This window comes from Streptomyces catenulae (assembly GCF_000718015.1).
GTDB classification, from domain to species: domain Bacteria; phylum Actinomycetota; class Actinomycetes; order Streptomycetales; family Streptomycetaceae; genus Streptomyces; species Streptomyces catenulae.
This window is the reverse complement of the sequence record NZ_JODY01000031.1, coordinates 134,491-154,825: the sequence shown is the minus strand read 5'-3', so window position 1 is coordinate 154,825 and position 20,335 is coordinate 134,491. Positions and strand designations below refer to the sequence as shown.

The window sequence follows — 20,335 nt, the reverse complement described above, 5'->3', positions numbered from 1 at the left end:
CTTCGTGTGCGGGCGGGGCGCGGACGGCGCCCGGGGCACGGTCAGTAGACGGGCTTCTCCGGCTCGATCTGGTTGACCCAGCCGATGACGCCGCCGCCGACGTGGACCGCGTCGGCGAACCCGGCGGACTTCAGGACGGCGAGGACCTCGGCGGAGCGGACGCCGGTCTTGCAGTGCAGGACGATCTTCTTGTCCTGCGGCAGGTCCTGGAGGGCGTTGCCCATCAGGAACTCGTTCTTCGGGATCAGCTTGGCGCCGGGGATCGAGACGATCTCGTACTCGTTCGGCTCGCGGACGTCGATGATCTCGATCTTCTCGTCGGCGTCGATCCACTCCTTGAGCTGCTTGGGCGTGATCGTCGCGCCCATCGCCGCCTCCTGCGCCTCCTCGGAGACGACGCCGCAGAAGGCTTCGTAGTCGATCAGCTCGGTGACGGTGGGGTTCTCGCCGCAGACCGCGCAGTTGGGGTCCTTGCGGACCTTGACCTGGCGGTACGTCATCTCCAGCGCGTCGTAGATCATCAGGCGGCCGACGAGCGGGTCGCCGATACCGGCGAGGACCTTGATGGCCTCGTTGACCTGGATCGAGCCGATGGAGGCGCAGAGCACACCGAGGACGCCGCCCTCGGCGCAGGAGGGGACCATGCCGGGGGGCGGGGGCTCCGGGTAGAGGCAGCGGTAGCAGGGGCCGTGCTCGCTCCAGAAGACGGACGCCTGGCCGTCGAAGCGGTAGATGGAGCCCCAGACGTACGGCTTGTTCAGCAGCACGCAGGCGTCGTTGACGAGATAGCGGGTGGCGAAGTTGTCCGTGCCGTCCACGATCAGGTCGTACTCGCGGAAGATGTCCAGCACGTTCTCGGCCTCTAGCCGCTCTTCGTGGAGGATCACGTTCACGTACGGGTTGATGCCGAGCACCGAGTCCTTGGCGGACGCGGCCTTGGAGCGGCCGATGTCCGACTGGCTGTGGATGATCTGGCGCTGCAGGTTCGACTCGTCGACCTCGTCGAACTCCACGATGCCCAGGGTGCCCACGCCGGCCGCGGCCAGGTACATCAGGGCGGGCGAACCCAGGCCGCCGGCGCCGACACACAGCACCTTGGCGTTCTTCAGCCGCTTCTGCCCGTCCATCCCCACGTCGGGGATGATCAGGTGGCGGGAGTACCTGCGGACCTCGTCGACGGTGAGCTCCGAAGCGGGCTCGACCAGGGGTGGCAGCGACACGGAAGACCTCAACAAGGGGGTTGGTCGGTGTGGGTCAGTACGGTTGTTCTGTCCGTAACACTGCCACGCCCGTCTTCATTCCAAGACACCCGTTCCGATGCGCGAGACGAAATCGTCCCAGTAGCCGGGCAGTGTCTCCCAGGCGTCGCCGTCGCGGTCCGGCCGGTCGGTGAAGAAGACCGTTCCGGCGCCCTGCCAGCGGGCGATCCGCAGCGCCTCGTCGAGATGGGTGCGCGGGACGCCGTGGACGAGGTGGCAGAACCGCTCCGGAGGGTGGTCGGCGGTCCACTGGGCCACCTGTGACCAGCGGTACTCGGTCCACGGTCCGGCGAAGGTGAGGAGCTGGTCGGCGGATTCGGCGTACCCCGGGTGCGGGTGGGTGCCGTGGCCGAAGACGAGGTGGCCGCCGTCCCCGAGGCGGCGCAGGGCGGCGGCGGTACGGCGGGTGGCGGGCAGTTCCTCCCGGTCGACGGGGGCGCGGTCCAGCAGGAATCCGTCGGCCCGGTACCACTCCAGGAAGCGGTGGGCGTCGGCGATCAGCTCCCCGAAGGGCCGGGTGCCGTACCGCAGATCGAGATGTCCCAGCAGGCGGACACCCGTCTCACGCAGCCGGGCCGCGACGGGCAGACAGTGCGGGTCGGGGCGCTCCCCCGGCCCCCGGGCGACGTCGAGGACCGCCCAGTGGACCGGGGCCCCCGGGGCGTGGCCGGGCGCCGTGCCCGCCACCCCCCGGGGGGTCTCCCGGGGGTCGGCGAACCCCCGGGAGACCCGTAGCAGTTCGGCCCACTCGGTGGGCGCGAGCAGCGGGTGGGCGATGCCCGGGACGCCGACCCCGAAGGGTCCGGCGCCGGTGGGGGTGCGGGTCGTGCCCGCGGTCAGATGCGGCATGCGGCCTCCATCCAGATGTCGGCGAGGGATTCCTCCAGTCCGATCCGCGGCCGCCAGCCGAGCCGGTCGCGCGCGGTGCGCACATCGGCCTGCTGCCAGGTGCCGCAGCCGTCCGGATAGGGGTACGTGGGCGGCGCGACGCCGTGTTCCGGGGACGGGCCCGGGATGATCAACCGGGCGGGCGGCGAGTCCAGTTCGTGCAGCGCGCCGCCGAACCCGGCGACCCGGGCGAGGACCGACGCGGCCTCCCGCAGCCGCACCGCGCGGCCGGTGCCGATGTTGACCACGCCCTGCGCGGCGGAGAGCGAGGCGGCGTGCACCGCCCGCGCCACGTCGCGGACGTCGACGAAGTCCCGCTGCACCCCGAGCCCGCCGAGCTTCAGCTCCCCGTCGCCGGACTGCATGGCGCGGCGCATCGCCTCCGCCAGCCGCCCGAGCGGGGATCCGGCGGGCGTACCCGGGCCGACGGGGGAGAAGACCCGCAGCACGACCGCGTCGAGACCGGAGCCGAGGACGAGTTCGGTGGCGGCGAGCTTGCTGACGCCGTACGGGCCACCGGGGCGGGGCACGGCGTCCTCGGCGGTGGACGAACCGGGCTGCGAGGGGCCGTACTCGGAGGCGCAGCCGAGGTGGACCAGGCGGGCGCCGCAGCCGCTGCGGCGCAGCGCCTCGCAGATGGTGGCGACGGCGACGGTGTTGTGCCGGGTGAGGTCGCGGGCGCCGCCGCGGGTGGCGCCGGAGCAGTTGACGACGACGCCGGGGTGGACGGCGTCGAGGAAGCGGGTGAGCGCACCGGGGCTGCCGGTGGCGAGGTCGAAGCGGACGTCGGCGTCGTCGCCACGGCCCAGCACGGTCAGCTGGACGGCGGGGTCGGCGAGCAGGCGGTCGGCGACGTAGCGGCCGAGGTAGCCGTTGGCGCCGATGAGCAGAACCCTCATCGGGCGACCCCCTGGTGCTCATGGCGTGCGGTCGGGTGGACGTTCATGTGTCGTGCTCCTCGTCGGACGGGTCGGTGGTGGTGGTTCGGCCGCGGGCGGGCGGCCGCCGCGGGACGGCGGCCCGGAGGGGGTCGTGGTCCGCGCCGATGCCACGGGTGGGGCCCGGGAGGCCGGCGGGCGGGCTATTCGCCGGATCATGGCCGGGCCACCTCCGCGTCCGCGGGGGCCGGATGGGCCCGGGCCCCGGTGAGGGTGCGCAGGGCGTGGCCGAGCAGGGCGAGGGCGGCGGCGGTACAGGCGACGGCAGGTACGGCGGCCGGGCCCGCGGCGGCGGTGAGCGCCGCCACCGGCCGGTCCAGGGCCGCGGCGCCCGGCAGCCGGGCGAGGAGCGGCAGGGCCAGGGCGAGGGCTTCGAGGGCGGCGGCCAGCGCGGGCCCGGCGACCGCCGCGGTGCGGAAGCCGTGGACGGCGAGCAGCCGGGCGAGGAGGAGCAGGGTGCCCAGAGCGGTGGTGGCGACGAGGGCGGCGGGCGGGTCGGCGGGGCCGCCGGTGAGGTGGCGGGCGCCGAGCAGCAGGGCGAGTTGGACGGCGGCGAACAGCAGGGTGGCGCCGAGCAGCGCCGGGCGGATGCGGGAGGCGAGTTCGGCCAGTTCCCGGCTGACCGCGAGGCCGCGGCGGGCGCGCCGGGCGAACCATCGGGCGAGCACCGCGGCGGGCGCGACGGCGCAGGTCAGGGCGAGCGCGGTGGCGGCGTCGGGGTGCGGCCACGGCGGCCGGGGGCCGGGGCCGCCGGGGAGGAGCGCGGTGAGCGGTGCGGCGCCGAGGAGGGCGTGGCCGACGATCCAGGCGACGGCGAGGACGGCGAGGGCCGGGGGCCGCCCGGTGCGGCGGGCGCGCAGCGGACCGGCGCGCAGCGAGAGCCGGAGCGCGAGCAGCACGAGGACGGCGCCCGCCACGGCGGCGCCGGGCCGGGCGGGCCCGGGGTGGAGGGCGGCGAGCGCGGCGAGGGTGGCGGCGCAGACCGCGCCCGGCAGCGTCTGGAGCACGCCCCGTACGGCCGTCTCGCGGGGCGCGGGTTCGGGCGGCGGCACGGTGGCGGTACGGGCGCGGGGCACCCGGGCGTACAACTCCTCGGCGAGCGAGAAGACGTCGCGGTGGCGGAAGCGGGCGGCGGTGCGGTCGGTGAGTCCGTGCGCCTCCAGCCCGGCGGCGATCTCCAACGGGTCGACGGCGTGGGCGCACAGCCGGTGGTGGTGGCGGATCAGGGTGCTGACGGGGTCGGCGGGTTGCGGGATGACGGGGCGACGGGCGGCGGGCTTCGGTGCCGGGGGCGTCTCCCGGTACGGATGCCCGGCGGGCTCCTCCAGGGGCAGTCCGGCGGGCGGCTCCTCCGGGGGCGGCGGCGCGGCGGGCGGCTCCTCCGGGGACAGCGGCAGCGGCTCGGCGGCGGACGTCTCCTCGGCCGGGTGTCCGGCCGGTTCCGTGTCCCGGGGCGCGTACCCGGCGGTGGGGAGCGGCCGGGCGGGGGGCGCCTCCCGGGGTCCGGCAAACGACAGCGGGCGGGCCGGGGTCGTCTCCCGGGGCGGGCGTCCCGCGGCGAGGGGGCGGCGGGTGGCGCGCCAGGCGGGGGCCGGGCGGCGGGCGGCGTGGCGGGCGGGGGTGCGGGCGGGCTCGCGGTCCGGGGAGTCGGGGCTCGGGGTCATCGCGCCTCTCCTCTCGTGGCCGCCGCGCGGCGGCGCGGCCCGGCGGCCCAGCTCGGGGTGCGGTCGGTCGGGGGCGTACGGGGGACGGCGGCGCCGCGGCGCCCGGGGAGATGGGTCTCGGCGGGGCGGGCGAAGGGGCGCGGGGTGCCGGGGTCGGGCTCGGGGTGGGCGTGGGCGAGGAGTTCGAGGTAGATGCCGCGGAAGGCGGTGAGGTGGCGGTCGACGGTGAAGAGTTCCAGGGCCCGGGCGCGGGCGGCGGCGCCGAGGCGGACGCGCCGGGCCGGATCGCTGAGCAGGGCGAGGGCGGCGTCGGCGAGGGCGTGCGGATCCCCGGCGGGGACGACGAGACCGGTGGAGCCGATGACCTCGCAGACCGCCCCGGCGTCGGTGGAGACCGTGGCCCGGCCGCTGAACATCGCCTCCACCAGGCCGTACGGGAAGCCCTCTCCGGCGCCGGAGAGCACCACGACGGCGGCGGTGGCGTAGGCGTCGGCGACGGCGGGCGTCCCGGGGGCGGCCAGTTCCTCGAAGCGGACCGGGCCGGGGCCCCCGGGGAAGAGCCGGTCGGCCAGGGCCCGGCAGTGGGCGAGGTAGGCGGCGGCGTCCGGGGCGGCGCCGGGGCCGCCGACGATCCGCAGGACGGCGCCGGGGACGGCGGTCCGGACGTGGGCGAAGGCGCGCAGCAGCCCGGCGACGTCCGCGGCCGGTTCGACGGGTCCGGCCCACACCAGGGTGGCGTCGCGGTCGAGCATGGCGTCGGACGCCCGGAGGAACGGCCCGGCGGGGACGCCCGGGGGGACGGTGCGCAGCCGCTGCGGGGCCGCGCCGCACCGCTCCTGCCAGCGGCGGGCGTGGGCGGTGCCGGGGGTGACGAGCGTGGCGCGGGCGTACGTCTCGGCGGCGAGGGCGCGTTGGAAGGCGGCGAGGAGGGCGCGGGCGGGGCCGCTCAGCGGGGTGGTGGCGCGGTCGAGGTAGTGGGCGCGCAGCCCCGGGCCGTCCTCGCTGACCAGGAGCGGGGTGCCGAAGAAGCGTTTGGCCAGCAGACCGGCGAGGGCGGTGGGCCCGGCGGCGGTGGCGTGGCAGAGGTCGACGGTGTCGAGCCCCGGGGCGCCGTCGCCGTACCAGTCGAGGGAGAGCGGGCGCAGTGCCTCGCCGAGGTGCCCGGCGACCACGAGGAGGTCGGGGACCCGGACGGCGCGCGCGGCGGGGAGTGCGCCGGGGGCGCGGCAGGCGCGCTCCAGCAGGCGCAGGGCGGCCTCGGAGCGGAGCAGGGTGGGCAGGTCGGCGCGGTCGCGGGCGAGGTCGGCGAGGCCGTGGAGACCGGCGGCGAAACGGTCCGCCTGGGCCTCGGTGCCGACGGGTTCGGCGGTGAGGGCGGCGGCGAGGTCGGTGAAGTGGCGGGCGAAGCGGCGGCGGGCGGCGCGGTCCGGGGCGCGGCGGGCCGTGTCGCCGTACGAGGGGCCCGCGGAGAGGGCGAATTCGGTGAACTCGTGGCCGGGCAGTCCCTGGACGAGCCGGTCGTACCAGCGCGGGGCACGACGTACCGCACCGGTGCGGGCACCCTCGGTGAGCAGTCCGATGCGCACGTGTCCACCCCTGTTCTCCGGCCTCGGCGGGTAAGTCGTCCTCCGGCGGTACGGTGCGGGCCGCCGGTCGCGGAACGACGCTACGCAAAAGGCCCGGTGGCGCGGCGGACGGTTGTCCGTCGCGCCACCGGAAGGGGTGAACGGTCGTAACTTTCCGCCCCATAGGACGTTCTGGTGCGCTATGCAGTGGGTTCGCCCGGGGGCGGGTCCGCGGGGCGGCCGCGCCGTGCGGTGTGCGGCACCGGCGCGCGGCACTCCGGACGGCTCAGGCGCGGGCGCGCAACGCCCTCCGCTCGGCCGCCTCTCGGGGGTCGAGGACCGGCACGGCCGCCAGCAGGCCCTGGGTGTAGGGGTGTCGCGGGTGGTCGTAGACGGTGTCGACGGGGCCTTCCTCGACGATGCGTCCGGCCCGCATCACGGCGACCCGGTCACCGGCCGCGCGGACGACGGCGAGGTCGTGGGCGATCAGGACGACCGACAGGCCGAGATCGCGGCGGAGTTCGGCGAGGAGCTCCATCACCTGGGCCTGGGTGGTGACGTCGAGGGCGGAGACCGGTTCGTCGCAGACCAGCAGGCGGGGGCCGGGGGCGAGGGCGCGGGCGATGCCGACGCGCTGGCGCTGGCCGCCGCTGAACTCGTGCGGGTAGCGGTGGTACCACGCCGGGTCGAGGCCGACCCGGTCGAGGAGTTCGCGGGCCCGCCGGACGACGGTGGCGTCGTCGAGGCCGCCCGTGGCGCGCAGCGGGTCGGCGATCGACTCCCCGATGGTGCGGCGGGGGTTGAGGGAGGAGACCGGGTCCTGGAAGACCATCTGGAGTTCGCTCCGTAGTGGCCGCAGGGCCCGCTCCCCCAGGGCGGAGAGGTCGCGTCCCCGGTAGCGGAGGGTGCCGTCGGTGGGGTCGAGGAGGCGGACCAGCATCCGTCCGAGGGTGGTCTTGCCGCTGCCGGACTCGCCGACGAGACCGAGGGTCTCCCCCGCGGCGACGGTGAGGGAGACGCCGTCGACGGCGACGGTACGGTCCGCGCCGAGCGCCGTTCCCAGGGGTCCGCGGCGGCCGAACTCCCGGCGTAGACCGTGCACTTCGAGGAGCGGGGCGGCGACGTCCGCGCCGTCCGGGGCGGGATCCGGCGTGCGGTCGGTGACGGTCACGGTGGCGGCAGGGCGCGCGGGCCCGTCCGCGCGCCCCTCCCCCGTGTGCTCCGCCCCGGCGTGCGGCGGGTTCTCGCGCGCCGTCCCGATCCGGGGGACGGCGGCGAGCAGTTCGCGGGTGTACGGCTCCCGGGGCGCGCCCAGCACCTCGGCGACGGGGCCGTGTTCGACGGCGCGGCCACCGCGCATCACGAGGACCTCGTCGACGCTGCCCGCGACGACGCCGAGGTCGTGGGTGACCAGCAGCAGTCCGGTGCCGGTCTCGGTGCGCAGGGTGTGCAGCAGGTCGAGGATCTGGGCCTGGACGGTGACGTCGAGGGCGGTGGTCGGTTCGTCGGCGATGATCAGCCGGGGTTCGCAGGCGAGGGCCATGGCGATCAGGGCGCGCTGGCGCATCCCGCCGCTGAACTCGTGCGGGCGGGAGCGGGCCCGGCGGGCGGCGTCCGGGATGCCGACCCGGTCGAGGACCTCGACGGCGCGGGCGCGGGCGGCGCGGCGGGAGACGCCGGGCCGGTGGACGCGGTGCACCTCGGCGATCTGGTCGCCGAGGGAGTGGTACGGGTCCAGGGAGGAGAGCGGGTCCTGGAAGATCATCGCGGCGGTGGCGCCGCGCAGGGCCCGCAGCTCCGCCTCGGACGCCGCGAGGACGTCGGTCCCGGCGACGCGGACGCCGCCCTCGGTCCGGGCGCCGGTGCCGCGGTGCAGGTCGAGGAGGGTGGCGGCGACGGTCGACTTCCCGGATCCGGACTCCCCCACGATGCCGAGGGCGCCGCCGGGCCGGAGGGTGAGCGAGAGCCCGTCGACGGCGCGGACGGCCCCGGCTCCCCCGGTGGCGGGGAAGGTGACCGTGAGGTCGGAGAGTTCGACCAGCGGGTCGGCGGTGGCCTCCGCCGTGGCCGGGGCGCGGGTCAGGGGGGCGGTCATGGCAGCGTCACCCTTCGGTCGGCGAGTGCGTAGAGGACGTCGGCGACGGCGCCCGCGAGGACGACGGCGGCGCCGACGCCCAGGACGGCGCCGACGACGACGGGGAGGTCGACGGTGCGGACCGACTCGACGGTGAGCCGCCCGATCCCGGGCAGTCCGAAGAGGGATTCGGTGAGCATCGCGCCGCCGAACATGGTGCCGAGGTCGACGGCGTTGAGGGCGACGACGGGCGGCAGGGCGCCGCGCAGCGCGTGCCGCCCCACGATCCGGCGCTCGCGCAGCCCGTAGGCGCGGAAGGTGCGGATGTGGTCCTCGGCGAGCGTCTCCAGGGTGGCGGAGCGGGTCAGCCGGGCGTACTTGGCGGACTCCAGGAGGGCGAGGGTGGTCCAGGGCAGCAGCAGGTTCCACGCCCACTGCTCGGGGTCCTCGGTGAGCGGGACGTAGGTGGGGAACGGCAGCCACTGGAGGGTGGCGCAGAAGATCATCAGCAGCAGGAGGCCGGTGATGAAGACCGGGGTGGCGGTGCCGGTGAGGGTGAGCACCGTCAGGACGCGTTCGGTGGCGCCGCCGCGGCGCAGCGCGGCGAGCAGTCCGGTGCCGACGCCGAGCAGCAGCCACAGCACCATGGCGCCGACCGCGAGGGAGGCGGTGACCGGCAGCCGGGAGGCGAGGAGCTGGGCGACCGGCTGGTCGTTCTGGTACGAGAGGCCGAAGCAGGGCGCGGGGCAGTGCAGCACGCCGGTGCCGGTGGAGTAGTCGCGCCCGGCCACCAGCCCCTGGAGGAAGTGCAGGTACTGGAGGGGCAGCGGTTCGCCGAGCCGGAGCTGCTCGCGGACCTGGGCGATCTGTTCGGCGTTGCAGCGCGGCCCGCAGGCGAGCTTGGCGGGGTCGCCGGGGGCGACGTAGAAGAGCGCGTAGACGGTGACCGAGAGCAGCAGCAGGACGAGGAGGGCGCCGCCGGTCCGGCGCAGGACGTAGGCGGTCATCGGGTGGCGCCCTTCGGCGGTCGGGCGGCGGCGCGGCGGGTGCCGACCGCGAGGCGGGAGCGTTCGCGCGGGTCGAGGGCAGTGCGGACGGCGTCGCCGAGGACGGTGCAGGCCAGCACGGTGACGAGCAGGCAGCCCGAGGGCAGCAGCACGTACAGCGGGTCGGCGCGGAACCAGGTGGTGGCGGTGGAGAGCAGCTGTCCCCAGGAGGAGGTGGGCGGGGTGACGCCGATGCCGAGGAAGGACAGGGACGCCTCGACGACGATGTTGGTGGGGACCAGCAGCGCCGCGTAGGTGAGGACGGGCGCGGCGAGGGCGGGCAGCAGTTCGCGGCGGGCGATCTGCACCGGTGTGCGTCCGGCGAGGCGGGCCGCGGCGACATGGTCGCGGCTGCGCAGCGACAGGGTCTGGGCGCGCACGATGCGGGAGGTGCCGCCCCAGCTCAGCAGGCCGATGACGAGGATCAGCAGCAGCGGGCGGGGGAATCCGGCCGGGACGATCGCGGTCAGCGCGACGGCGAAGACCAGCATCGGCAGGGCGAGCAGCACATCGGTGAAGCGGCTGAGGACGGCGTCGAGGAGACGGCCGCCGAGCCCCGCGGCGAGGCCGATGGTGACGCCGAGCAGCACCTGCACGACGGTGGCGCCGAGCGCGACGGAGAGGGAGACGCGGGCGCCGTACAGCAGGCGGGCGAAGAGGTCGCGGCCGGTGCCCGGTTCGACGCCGAGCCAGTGGTCGGCGCCGATGCCGCCGAAGGAGCCGTACGGGACGCCGCCGCGGGCGGAGTCGACGAGTTGGTCGTGGTACGTGGTGGGGTCCTGGCCCTCCAGCGCGGTCAGCAGCGGGGCGCCGAGAGCGAGGAGGGCGAGGGCCGCGAGCACGGCGGCGGCCACGACGGCCGAGGGGCGGGCGCGCAGCCGCCGCCATGCTCCGGTGTCCGGGGTGTCGCTCATGGTTCCCGGGCCTACTTGACCGCGACCTGGGAGATGTCGAGGACGCCGTCCCAGTCGCTGATCACGACGTTGCGGATCGCCTTGCCGTGCAGCCGCTTGTAGACGGGGTGGAACAGCGGCACGGAGAGGGCCCGTTCGCCGATCCGGTCGTCGAGGGCGCCCCAGCGTGCGGCGGCCTTGTGCAGGTCGGTGAGGTGGTTGATGGCGTCGATCTCGTGGTTGACGGCGGGGTCGTCGAGCTGGGCGTGGTTGAAGTTGTAGGCGTCCTTGACGATCTGGCGGCCGTCGAAGATGGGCGCGAGGAACGGTCCGCCGGAGGGCCAGTCGGCGCCCCAGCCGCCGAGGAAGAGGCCCGGTTCGTCCTTGAGGCTGTGGACGGTGTCCTTGTAGTCGTTGTCCTCCAGCCCGTTCAGCTCGACGGTGATACCGGACTTCTTCAGCGCGTCCTGGACGGCGGTGGCGACCTCGGGGCTGGTCGCGAAGTTCTTGGCGGTGGAGTGGGTGAGGGTGATCTTCAGGCCGTGCGGGTAACCGGCCTTCTTCAGCAACTCCTTCGCCTTTTCCGGATTTCCGGTCTTTCCGGCCGGGAAGGGGTCGGCGCCGGTGTAGCCGAAGGATTTCTGGTCGGGCAGGAAGGTGGTGGCCGGTTCGGCGAGCGAGGAGCCACCGGCGGCGTTGACGACACTGGTGCGGTTGACGGCGTAGGCGATGGCCTGCCGTACCTCGGGCTTGTCGAAGGGCTTCACCTTCGGGTTGAAGGCGAGGTAATTGGTGTAGCCGAAGTGGCCGGTGCCGACGCGCTTTTCGAGTTCCTTGTCACCGGCGATCCGGGCGAGTTCGGCGGGCCCGAGATTGGTGTCGGTGGTGACGGCGGCGGCGTCCGGTCCGGAGCCGGTGGCCAGGCGCTGGTTGATGACGGCGGAGTCGAGACCGGAGCGGACGTCGACGGTGTCCGGGTAGGCGTGCCGTTCCTTGTCGGTCGTCTCCGACCAGTGCGGATTCCGCTTCAGCAGCAGGTGTTCGCCGTCCCCGGTGTTCTTGACGACACGGTACGGACCGGAGGAGACCGGGTGTTCCTCGTATTTCGTGCCGGTGTCCTTGGCGCGCGGTACGGGGGCGAACTGCGTCTGGGTGGCGAGCAGCGGGAATTCGCCCTCGGGCTTCTTCAGATGGAAGACGAGGGTCTTGTCGTCGGGCGTCTCGATGGACTTCAGCCCGTCTTCGGATTTGTCCTTGTACGGGCCCTGGTATTTCTCGCCGCCGATCAGCCAGTCCCGCAGGTAGGGTGCGCCGCCGGAGAGTTCGGCGGCGAAGGACCGCTCGATGCCGTATTTGATGTCGGCGCTGGTGATGGGCGTACCGTCCTCGAACTTCAGGCCGTTCTTGAGGGTGTACGTCCACACGGTGGCGTTCCTGCTCGGCCGTCCGGTGTCGGTGGCGAGGTCCGGTACGGCCTCGGTTCCGGCGGCGCCGTTGGCGCGCTTGCGGGTGGTGAGGGTGCGGAAGACGAGCGTGGGGACCTTGCCGCCGCCGGAGGTGTAGAGCCGGGCGGGGTCGAAGTCGGTCTGCGGCTCGGAGTTGAGGACGGTGAGGGTGCCGCCCTTGTGGGGCGGGGCGTCGGCGCCCGCGTCCGCGGCGCCCTCGGGTCCGCAGGCGGTGGCTCCGGCGGCGAGGGTGACGCCGATCGCGGCGGCGACGACGCGGCGCGAGCGGAGCAGCAGCCGACGGGAGCGGGTGGGGGCAGGGGCCGGTTCGGCCATGACGGGTTCGCCTTTCGCAGCGGGACCGCGCCCGGCTGCGGGGCGGCGGGCGGGCGCGGTGCGCACGAGGCCACCCCGGCGCGGGCGTGCGGGAAGAAGTCACACGGTTCACGGGGGGGAAGGGACCCGGCCCGGGACCGTGGCCGCGCGGCGGAAAGGCCGGGGCAGAGGGGTCCGTGGCGCGGGCGGGGGCCTCAGCGACAGTCGATGTCGGCCACGGACTGCACGGACACGCCGATCAGCGCCAGCTCTATGGCGGCGGAGGCGGTGGCGTGACGGTGCGGCATGCGCAGAACTATGGAACGCACGGTCGAATTCTGGCAAAGGTGTCTCGCGATGAGAGACCGCGTATCTCGTATACGGGGACGGCGCCCGCCGGGGCGGCGGATCCGCCGCCCCGCGCCGCTCAGCTCTTCCCGGGATACGGCCAGGAGTTGGGACGGCAGGTGGCGCCGTCCGTCGTCAGGAACTTCGTCTGCTGCATCATCACCGGCGCGAGCGCCCCGGACCGCGAACAGACCTCGTGGTTGTGGCCGAGCCGGTGGCCGACCTCGTGGTTGATGAGCATCTGGCGGTAGGCGTACATCTTGTCCGGCCCGTACGTCTTCGCGCCCTGCGCCCAGCGGTACGCGTTGATCATCACGCGCGGGGTCGCCGCCGAGTCGCACGAGACGTTGTCCTCGGAGGTGTCCAGACCCGACTTGGCACACCACTCGTCGGTGGTGCCGGGGCTGGCCAGCGTGATGACGAAGTCCGCGTCGCCGGAGGCCACCCGCTCGAAGGTCCGGGTACCGCCGTGCGCCCAACTCCGGTCGTCGTTCAGGGTCTTGTGCACCGCGTCGGCGAACAGCTCACCGTCCAGCGGCAGCCCGGTCTCCAGATCCACGCGGTAGCGGACGACATGCCCGCGACCGGGCGCCTTCGCCGCGCCGCCGACCGGCGTGAACTTCCCGGAGGCGGTCAGCTTCGCATCCAGCGGGAACGGCTCGGCCATCCGCTGCGCGTACGAGGCGGGCTTGGCGTCCTGCGGCCGGTCCCCGGAGCGCGAGGCGCCCTCGCCCAGCGGATCGGTGCGGTCCGGCCCGCCGCCGGAGTTGGGGGTGGCGTCCGGCCGCTGCTCGGCGACCTGACCGGCCACCACCACGGCGAGCACGGTGGTCACCGCGGCGGCCGCGACCCCGGTGAAGGTCCGGCCCAGCCCGCCCTTGCGGGCGGCGGCGGTGGGCGGCGCGTCCGGCCCGCCGTCCACGCCCGGCGTTCCGGTACCGGCGGGCGCACCGCCGTCCGACGGCGCCGTCTCCCGCGCCACGACCACGGAGCGGCCGGTCGCCGCCGGACCGTCGCCCGGGAACGCCCCGGCGCCCGGCCCGTCGAGGACATCCAGCGCGTCGAACGCCTCCAGGTACTCCCGCCGCGGCCCCGCACCGGAGCGGACCTCGGCGGTGGCCGGGTCGGGCAGCCGCATGTCCGGCTCGGCGGCGGCGCGCGGCCGCGGCACCCGGGGCCCGGCGGCGGACGGTCGGGACGCGGCGCGGCGGACGGCGGGCGGGCCGGGCGCCGAGGCCCCCGGGACCGACGGCGGCAGCCCCCAGCCGCCGCCCGGCTCCCGCTGCTCGGGGTGGCCGCCGCGCACAGCCTCACGCGCGGGACCGGGGTGGGCGGCGCCGCGCGGGCGGGCGGCGGGCTCCGCCGGGTGCGGGTGCTCGCCGTCGCCCGGTCCGCGCCGACGGCGGCCGGTGCCCGGCCCCTCCGTGTGCGGCGGCGCCGTCTCCGCCGTGTCGTGCCCGTCGTGTGCCGCGCCTCGGCTGTGCCGTCCCACGCTCCGTCAGCTCCTGCCCGTACCGGCCGCCGCCGTGTCGTCGATCAGTTCCCGGATGGCCCGCGCCACCGTCCGCGGGTACTCCATCATCGCCACGTGCCCGGCCTCGGGCAGCGTCATCAGCCGCGCCCCGCGGAACGCGGCGGCGGCCCGCCGCGCCATCCGGTACGAGACGAGTTGGTCGCGCCCACCGTAGACGAGGAGCGTCGGCGCCAGTACCCGTTCCGCCTGACGCCACAGATTGTGCTGACCGCCGAGGGTGTACGCGTTGACCAGCCCGCGGGCCGAGCGCTCCATCACCTCCCGGAAGTACGGGAGTTCGAGCCGCCGGGCGTACTCGTCGACCGCGTCCCGGAAGCCCTCGGGCGTGATGTTGCCCAGATCGCCGTAGCAGAGCGCCAGCACCCCGCGGGTGCGCTGCTCGGTCGTCCAGTCGCGGGTGAGGCGGGCGAAGAGGCGGGCCGTGCCGGGCACCGCGAGCAGCGCCGTGGGGACCGCCGTCAGCTGTGGCCGCAGCTCCGGCAGGGCCGGGGAGATCAGGGTCAGGGTGCGGACGAGATCGGGCCGGGCGGCGGCCACCCGCGTCGCGGCGGCGCCGCCCATGGAGTTGCCGACCAGATGGACCGGACCGCGCCCGGCCGCGTCCAGATACCGGATGACGGCCCGGGCCTGGGCGGCGACCGAGTAGCTGCCGTCGTCGGGCGGCGGGGCCTCGCCGAAGCCGGGCAGGTCGAGCGCCTCGCCGTCGACCCGGTCGGCGAGCAGCGGCATCAGCGCCGACCAGTTCCGCGAGGAGCCGCCGAGCCCGTGGACGTAGAGCGCGGGCTCCCGCTCCGCCTCCGCGCCGGGGCCGGACCCCGGCAGCGGCGCCGGGGCGCGCACCCCGAGCGTCAGCCCGGGGAGCGGCACCAGCCGCAGCGTCTCGGCCGCCTCCTGCCCACCGGGCCGCCCGGGACCACCGGGCGGCACCGGAAGGGCTGCGGTCCGGGTGTCGGGCGACTCGGTCGAAGACATGCCGTCGATGTTACGAGATGATCACGCGCGTACCGATGTGTTCGCCGTCACACACCGCATCGCGCCGCCGCGCCCGCTCTCCTAGGCTCGATACGAAGGGCGCCCCGGCCCGCCCGCGGCCGGGGATCCGAACCGCCCGGCCCGGGGCGAGGAAGGCACAGCGGTCCCAGGACTCCTAGAGAGGGAGCACCATGCCGGTCGATCCGAGCGACCCGGACACCTTCGACGACGAGAACGGCACCGCCGTCCCCGACGAGGCGCCGGAGGCCGACGCCCAGGAACAGCACGCGGACGTCGCGCCCCACCGCGACGAGACACTGTCCGGCACCGACCTCGACGCCGCGAACGAGGCGGACCGCGCCGAACAGTCCCGCGTCGTGGAAATCAACGAAGACGAATACCGATGACCTGGGGTGTTATGTCACCTTCCCACAAGGGTGCGGACCGGATTTTCTCAGCTCCGACCGCCCACAGCCCGGTTACCCAAAAGTACGATGGCGGGCGCGGTGTGCCACCTTGCGTACGCCGCGTACGGAACGACTTCTGGGAGGCAGCGTGAGCGCCATCGAGCAGACCGAGGCGGCTCGCCCGCGGGGCACACGCCTGCCGCGCCGAGCACGGCGCAACCAGCTTCTGGGTGCGGCACAGGAAGTGTTCGTCGCGCAGGGCTACCACTCCGCGGCGATGGACGACATCGCCGAGCGGGCAGGCGTCAGCAAGCCGGTGCTCTACCAGCACTTCCCGGGCAAACTCGACCTCTACCTCGCCCTCCTCGACCAGCACTGCGAGGCGCTGCTGCACTCCGTGCGCACCGCGCTGGCGTCGACGACCGACAACAAGCAGCGCGTCGCGGCGACGATGGACGCCTACTTCGCCTACGTCGAGGACCCGGGCGGCGCGTTCCGGCTGGTCTTCGAGTCGGACCTGACCAACGAACCGGCGGTCCGCGAGCGGGTCGACAAGGTCTCGCTGGAGTGCGCCGAGGCGATCTGCGAGGTGATCGCGGAGGACACCGGTCTCTCGCGCGACGAGTCGATGCTGCTCGCCGTGGGTCTGGGCGGCGTCTCGCAGGTGGTGGCGCGCTACTGGCTGGCGGCCGACAGCAAGGTCCCGCGGGACACCGCGGTGGGCCTGCTGACCTCCCTCGCGTGGAAGGGCATCGCGGGTTTCCCGCTGCACGGCATCGATTCCCACTGACCGTGTTCGCTCCCGGCGTGCCCCGGGGGCGCCCTGCACGTTCCCGCACCGGGCTAATGTGTGCTGCGTACGGCGCGGACGGCCGCGCACCCAACTGACCGTCGGAGGGACATCAGCCGTGGAGGTCAAGATCGGCGTGCAGCACGCGCCCCGCGAGATCGTTCTCGAGAGCGCGCAGTCTGCCGAGGAGGTGGAGGGCGCCGTCGGCGACGCCCTGAGCGGCAAGTCGCCGCTGCTGAGCCTGGTGGACGAGCACGGCCGCAAGGTCCTGGTCCCGTCGGACCGGCTCGCCTATGTGGAGATCGGCGAGCAGTCGGTCCGCAAGGTCGGCTTCGGCGCGCTCTGACCTCTGGGCGCCGCACCGGCGCCCGAGGCAACCGTCCACGGCGGCCGGGATCACGATCCCGGCCGCCGTCGGCGTTCCCCGGGGCGGGTCCGGGCGGTCCGGGCCGCCCCCTCCCCCGCCTTCCGGGCCCTCCGGTTCCCCTTCCGCTTCCGCTCTCCTCCCGTTCGGCACAACGGAGCCATGAGGGTTGCTGAGCGTGGCTGATGGGTACCACCGCCTACGACCGATTTGTTCGTCCGGTCGGTCCGGTCGTCAGCCGTAACGCGGGAGGGAACACGCATGATCTGGGAAGCTCTGGGCGCCGTCGCGATCGGTCTCGCGCTCTCCTTCGCCGCCACCCGCCGCCTGCCGGAACGGTTCCCCGTCCGCTCCCTGGCGCTCGCCACCGGCCCGGTCGCCGCCCTCCTCGGCGCGCTGCTGACCCACTCGATCCTCGGCCCCGGCCACCCCGTCCAGACGCTCGGCGCCGCCGTCGCCGTCGGCGCCGCACTCCTGTCGGTGCTGATCCGCCCGGCCCCCGGCGCCCTGCACGGCTCGGCCCCCGCCTAGCCCACGCGAACGGCGCGGCCCCGGACCGATCCGGTCCGGGGCCGCGCCGTCGTCGTGTCCGCGCTGCGCCGCCTACGCCGCCAGGCCCAGGGCCGCCATCCGCTTGGTGTGCGCCTCGGTGATCCGGGAGAACATCCGGCCGACCTCGGCCAGGTCGAAGCCGTCGGCGACGCCGCCGACCAGCATCGTCGAGAGCGCGTCGCGGTCGGCGACCACCCGCTGCGCCTGCGACAGCGCCTCACCCATCAGCCGCCGCGCCCACAGCGCCAGCCGCCCGCCGACCCGCGGGTCCGCCTCGATCGCGGCGCGCACCTTCTCGACCGCGAAGGTCGCGTGGCCGGTGTCGTCCAGGACGGTCAGCACCAGGTCGCGGGTGTCGGTGTCGATCCGGGCGGCGACCTCACGGTAGAAGTCACTGGCGATCGAGTCGCCGACGTACGCCTTGACCAGGCCCTCCAGCCAGTCCGACGGCGCGGTCTGGCGGTGGAACTCGTCCAGCGCGGCGGCGAACGGCTCCATCGCCTCGTTGGGCTCCGCCTCGATGTCGGCGAGGCGCTGCCGCAACCGCTCGAAGTGGTGGAACTCCGCCGACGCCATCTTGGCCAGCTCGGCCTTGTCGTCCATGGTCGGCGCGAGCTTCGAGTCCTCCGCGAGCCGCTCGAAGGCGGACAGCTCGCCGTAGGCGAGGGCGCCCAGCAGGTCGATCACGGCGGCGCGGTAGTGCGGCTCGGCGGAAGCCTCCGGCCAGTTCTGGGCGGCGATCCCGGTCGGTTCCGGCGCGTCGGCGGTGGCGGTGTCTGGCGTCTCCATGACCGGCACAATAGCCGCCGGACGGGCCCCGCAGCGCCGGGCCGCCGCCTCCCGTGGCGCACTCCGGGACCGCCGGGAGCGCGCCCGGCCCGCGGCTCGGGCGGCTTGTTCCGTTTCTCACCCGGACAAGCCTTCGGATGTCCCGGTGCATCCGGGGTACAGTGGTAATGCGCCCGCCGAGTATCGGTGGGTCGTTCCACGCATGCGGATGCCCGGTCGGTGGCCCGATCGGCTCCAACCCGACCGCCCTCCCCCGCGGCGCGTACGCGACGTACGCATCAGCAGGAGGGACACCGCTCGCGGCAGGAGTGCCTGAGCGTTGGCAGTGGTCCCGCGCCGTCGGCTTTGCAACCCGGCCCGTACGCCCCTCGTACAAGCGCGGTACGACCCCCTTCGCCGCCTCGTGCCGCGTCTCACAGAAGAGGCAAGATTCTGTCTACGTTCCGAGAGCTCGGGATTTTCCCCGAGACCGCCGAGGCCCTCGAAGCCGTCGGCATCATTTCCCCCTTTCCCATCCAGGAGCTGACGCTCCCCGTCGCCCTCTCCGGCAGCGACGTCATCGGTCAGGCGAAGACCGGCACCGGTAAGACGCTGGGCTTCGGCCTGCCGCTGCTGGAGCGGGTCACCGTCCCCGCCGACGTCGAGGCGGGCCGGGCCACCCCCGAGCAGCTGACCGAGGCGCCGCAGGCGCTCGTCGTCGTCCCCACCCGCGAGCTGTGCCAGCAGGTCACCAACGACCTGCTCACCGCCGGCAAGGTGCGGAACGTCCGGGTCCTCGCGATCTACGGCGGCCGGGCGTACGAGCCGCAGGTCGAGGCGTTGCAGAAGGGCGTCGACGTCGTCGTCGGCACCCCGGGCCGCCTCCTCGACCTGGCCGGTCAGCGCAAGCTCGACCTCTCGAAGGTCCGCAGCCTGGTGCTGGACGAGGCCGACGAGATGCTGGACCTCGGCTTCCTGCCGGACGTCGAGCGGATCATCCAGCTGCTGCCGGTCAAGCGGCAGACCATGCTGTTCTCGGCCACCATGCCCGGCCAGGTCATCTCGCTGGCGCGCCGCTACATGTCGCAGCCCACGCACATCCGCGCCACCGCGCCGGACGACGAGGGCCAGACCGTCGCCAACACCACCCAGCACGTCTTCCGGGCGCACTCCCTGGACAAGCCGGAGATGGTCGCGCGGATCCTCCAGGCCGAGGGCCGGGGTCTGGCGATGGTGTTCTGCCGTACGAAGCGGACCGCCGCCGACATCGCCGACCAGCTCGCACGGCGCGGTTTCGCGTCCGGCGCGGTCCACGGCGACCTCGGTCAGGGCGCCCGTGAGCAGGCGCTGCGCGCCTTCCGCAACGGCAAGGTCGACGTCCTGGTCTGCACCGACGTCGCCGCCCGCGGTATCGACGTCGAGGGCGTGACGCACGTCATCAACTACCAGTCCCCCGAGGACGAGAAGACCTATCTGCACCGCATCGGCCGCACCGGTCGCGCGGGCGCCAAGGGCACCGCGGTCACCCTCGTCGACTGGGACGACATCCCGCGCTGGAAGCTGATCAACAAGGCGCTGGACCTGCCGTTCGACGAGCCGGAGGAGACGTACTCCACCTCCCCGCACCTCTACGAGCAGCTGCACATCCCGGCGGGCACCAAGGGCGTGCTGCCGCGTTCGGAGCGCACCCGCGCCGGGCTCGCCGCCGAGGAGGTCGAGGACCTCGGTGAGACCGGCGGTCGCGGCGGTCGCGGCGGTCGTGGTCAGGCCCCGGCGGTCACCGAGCGCCCGCAGCGCACCCGTACGCCCCGGCAGCGGCGGCGTACCCGTGGCGGCGCGGCCGTCGACGGCTCCGCGGCCCCGCAGGCGGAGGCCGCGCCGGACGCCGCGGAGGACATCGCGGCCGAGGCCACCGGGCCCCGGCAGCCGCGCCGCCGTCGCCGGACCCGTTCGGGCAGCCGCCCGGCCGAGGCCGTGACGCCGGTCGCGGAGGCGCAGCCCGTCGCGCCCGTCGCCGAGGAGGCGGAGGCCGCCCCGGCGAAGCCGCGCCGTCGCCGGACGCGGGCCGCCAAGCCCGCCGAGGCGCAGGCCGTGGCGGAGACCGTCGAGGCGTCCGTGGCGCCGGTCGCCGAGGAGGCCCCGGCCAAGCCGAAGCGCGTCCGCAAGACCGCCGCGGCCGAGGCCGTGGAGACCGCGGAGACCGTCGAGGCGCCCGCCAAGCCGAAGCGCACGCGGAAGACCGCGGCGGCGAAGGCGGCGGAGGCCGTGGAGAGCGCCGAGGGCGTGGAGGCCCCGGCGAAGCCGAAGCGCGTCCGCAAGACCGCCGCCAAGGCCGTCGCGCCGGAGGCCGCCGCCGAGGAGGCCCCGGCGAAGCCGAAGCGCGTCCGCAAGACCGCGGCGGTCAAGGCCACCGAGTCCGCGGAGGCGGCCGAGGCGCCCGCGAAGCCGGTCCGCCGCCGCACCCGTGCGAAGGCCCCGGCCGCCGAGGCGACGCCGGAGAGCTGAGCGCAGCA

Annotated in this window: 18 protein-coding genes; 5 read left to right on the top strand and 13 right to left on the bottom strand. The window is 74.9% G+C overall.

The annotated features are described in order from the left end of the window. Window positions 1-41: 41 nt before the first annotated feature. The 12 genes from moeZ to IF23_RS0124595 form a co-directional block, all read right to left on the bottom strand. On the bottom strand, window positions 42-1,220 hold the full coding sequence (gene moeZ / locus IF23_RS0124650; RefSeq protein ID WP_030287266.1) for an adenylyltransferase/sulfurtransferase MoeZ: 1,179 nt from the start codon (window positions 1,218-1,220) through the stop codon (window positions 42-44). Between the two features lie 75 nt (window positions 1,221-1,295). After that, window positions 1,296-2,108 (bottom strand): spherulation-specific family 4 protein, encoded by an 813-nt coding sequence (locus tag IF23_RS0124645; RefSeq protein ID WP_030287265.1) that lies wholly within the window; start codon window positions 2,106-2,108, stop codon window positions 1,296-1,298. Then, a complete protein-coding gene (locus IF23_RS0124640) occupies window positions 2,096-3,046 on the bottom strand; it encodes an NAD-dependent epimerase/dehydratase family protein (RefSeq protein WP_030287263.1) in 951 nt (316 codons plus the stop codon). The genes IF23_RS0124645 and IF23_RS0124640 overlap by 13 nt, the downstream gene beginning before the upstream one ends. Before the next feature lie 194 nt (window positions 3,047-3,240). Next, a complete protein-coding gene (locus IF23_RS0124635; RefSeq protein ID WP_051739864.1) occupies window positions 3,241-4,749 on the bottom strand; it encodes a hypothetical protein in 1,509 nt (502 codons plus the stop codon). Continuing rightward, a complete protein-coding gene (locus tag IF23_RS0124630; RefSeq protein ID WP_037679475.1) occupies window positions 4,746-6,335 on the bottom strand; it encodes a glycosyltransferase in 1,590 nt (529 codons plus the stop codon). The genes IF23_RS0124635 and IF23_RS0124630 overlap by 4 nt, the downstream gene beginning before the upstream one ends. A gap of 265 nt (window positions 6,336-6,600) precedes the next feature. Continuing rightward, a complete protein-coding gene (locus IF23_RS0124625; protein ID WP_051739863.1) occupies window positions 6,601-8,409 on the bottom strand; it encodes a dipeptide ABC transporter ATP-binding protein in 1,809 nt (602 codons plus the stop codon). Continuing rightward, window positions 8,406-9,395 carry an ABC transporter permease gene (locus tag IF23_RS0124620; protein ID WP_030287255.1) on the bottom strand — a complete coding sequence of 330 codons (990 nt, stop codon included), beginning with the start codon at window positions 9,393-9,395 and terminating at the stop codon, window positions 8,406-8,408. Before IF23_RS0124620 ends, IF23_RS0124625 begins: the two co-directional genes overlap by 4 nt. Continuing rightward, window positions 9,392-10,348: an ABC transporter permease gene (locus tag IF23_RS0124615; RefSeq protein WP_030287253.1), complete on the bottom strand. Its 957-nt coding sequence runs from the start codon at window positions 10,346-10,348 to the stop codon at window positions 9,392-9,394. The genes IF23_RS0124620 and IF23_RS0124615 overlap by 4 nt, the downstream gene beginning before the upstream one ends. A gap of 11 nt (window positions 10,349-10,359) precedes the next feature. Then, on the bottom strand, window positions 10,360-12,108 hold the full coding sequence (locus tag IF23_RS0124610) for an ABC transporter substrate-binding protein (protein WP_051739862.1): 1,749 nt from the start codon (window positions 12,106-12,108) through the stop codon (window positions 10,360-10,362). Between the two features lie 194 nt (window positions 12,109-12,302). Next, window positions 12,303-12,395, bottom strand: a complete 93-nt coding sequence (locus IF23_RS35530; RefSeq protein WP_342667934.1) for an Ms4533A family Cys-rich leader peptide — start codon at window positions 12,393-12,395, stop codon at window positions 12,303-12,305. A 119-nt stretch (window positions 12,396-12,514) separates the two neighbouring features. Then, the gene (locus IF23_RS0124600) at window positions 12,515-13,927 is read right to left on the bottom strand and encodes a DUF3152 domain-containing protein (protein WP_030287248.1); all 1,413 of its coding nucleotides are present in this window, start codon (window positions 13,925-13,927) and stop codon (window positions 12,515-12,517) included. 6 nt (window positions 13,928-13,933) lie between these two features. Then, window positions 13,934-14,941: an alpha/beta fold hydrolase gene (locus IF23_RS0124595; protein WP_030287246.1), complete on the bottom strand. Its 1,008-nt coding sequence runs from the start codon at window positions 14,939-14,941 to the stop codon at window positions 13,934-13,936. A 191-nt stretch (window positions 14,942-15,132) separates the two neighbouring features. Here IF23_RS0124595 and IF23_RS0124590 point away from each other — a divergent pair, with 191 nt between their 5' ends. The 4 genes from IF23_RS0124590 to IF23_RS0124575 all read left to right on the top strand — a co-directional run bounded on the left by IF23_RS0124590 (window position 15,133) and on the right by IF23_RS0124575 (window position 17,033). Next, window positions 15,133-15,348: a hypothetical protein gene (locus tag IF23_RS0124590; protein ID WP_030287244.1), complete on the top strand. Its 216-nt coding sequence runs from the start codon at window positions 15,133-15,135 to the stop codon at window positions 15,346-15,348. A 148-nt stretch (window positions 15,349-15,496) separates the two neighbouring features. After that, entirely contained in the window at window positions 15,497-16,138 is a 642-nt protein-coding gene (locus IF23_RS0124585; RefSeq protein WP_030287242.1) for a TetR/AcrR family transcriptional regulator, read from the top strand. A 118-nt stretch (window positions 16,139-16,256) separates the two neighbouring features. Continuing rightward, on the top strand, window positions 16,257-16,484 hold the full coding sequence (locus IF23_RS0124580; protein ID WP_030287241.1) for a DUF3107 domain-containing protein: 228 nt from the start codon (window positions 16,257-16,259) through the stop codon (window positions 16,482-16,484). 279 nt (window positions 16,485-16,763) lie between these two features. After that, on the top strand, window positions 16,764-17,033 hold the full coding sequence (locus IF23_RS0124575) for a hypothetical protein (protein ID WP_030287239.1): 270 nt from the start codon (window positions 16,764-16,766) through the stop codon (window positions 17,031-17,033). Window positions 17,034-17,105: 72 nt separating this feature from the next. Here the strand turns inward: IF23_RS0124575 and IF23_RS0124570 are convergent, their stop codons facing one another. After that, the gene (locus IF23_RS0124570; RefSeq protein ID WP_030287237.1) at window positions 17,106-17,843 is read right to left on the bottom strand and encodes a ferritin-like fold-containing protein; all 738 of its coding nucleotides are present in this window, start codon (window positions 17,841-17,843) and stop codon (window positions 17,106-17,108) included. 345 nt (window positions 17,844-18,188) lie between these two features. Here IF23_RS0124570 and IF23_RS0124565 point away from each other — a divergent pair, with 345 nt between their 5' ends. Beyond that, entirely contained in the window at window positions 18,189-20,327 is a 2,139-nt protein-coding gene (locus IF23_RS0124565; RefSeq protein ID WP_051739860.1) for a DEAD/DEAH box helicase, read from the top strand. Window positions 20,328-20,335 lie beyond the last annotated feature (8 nt).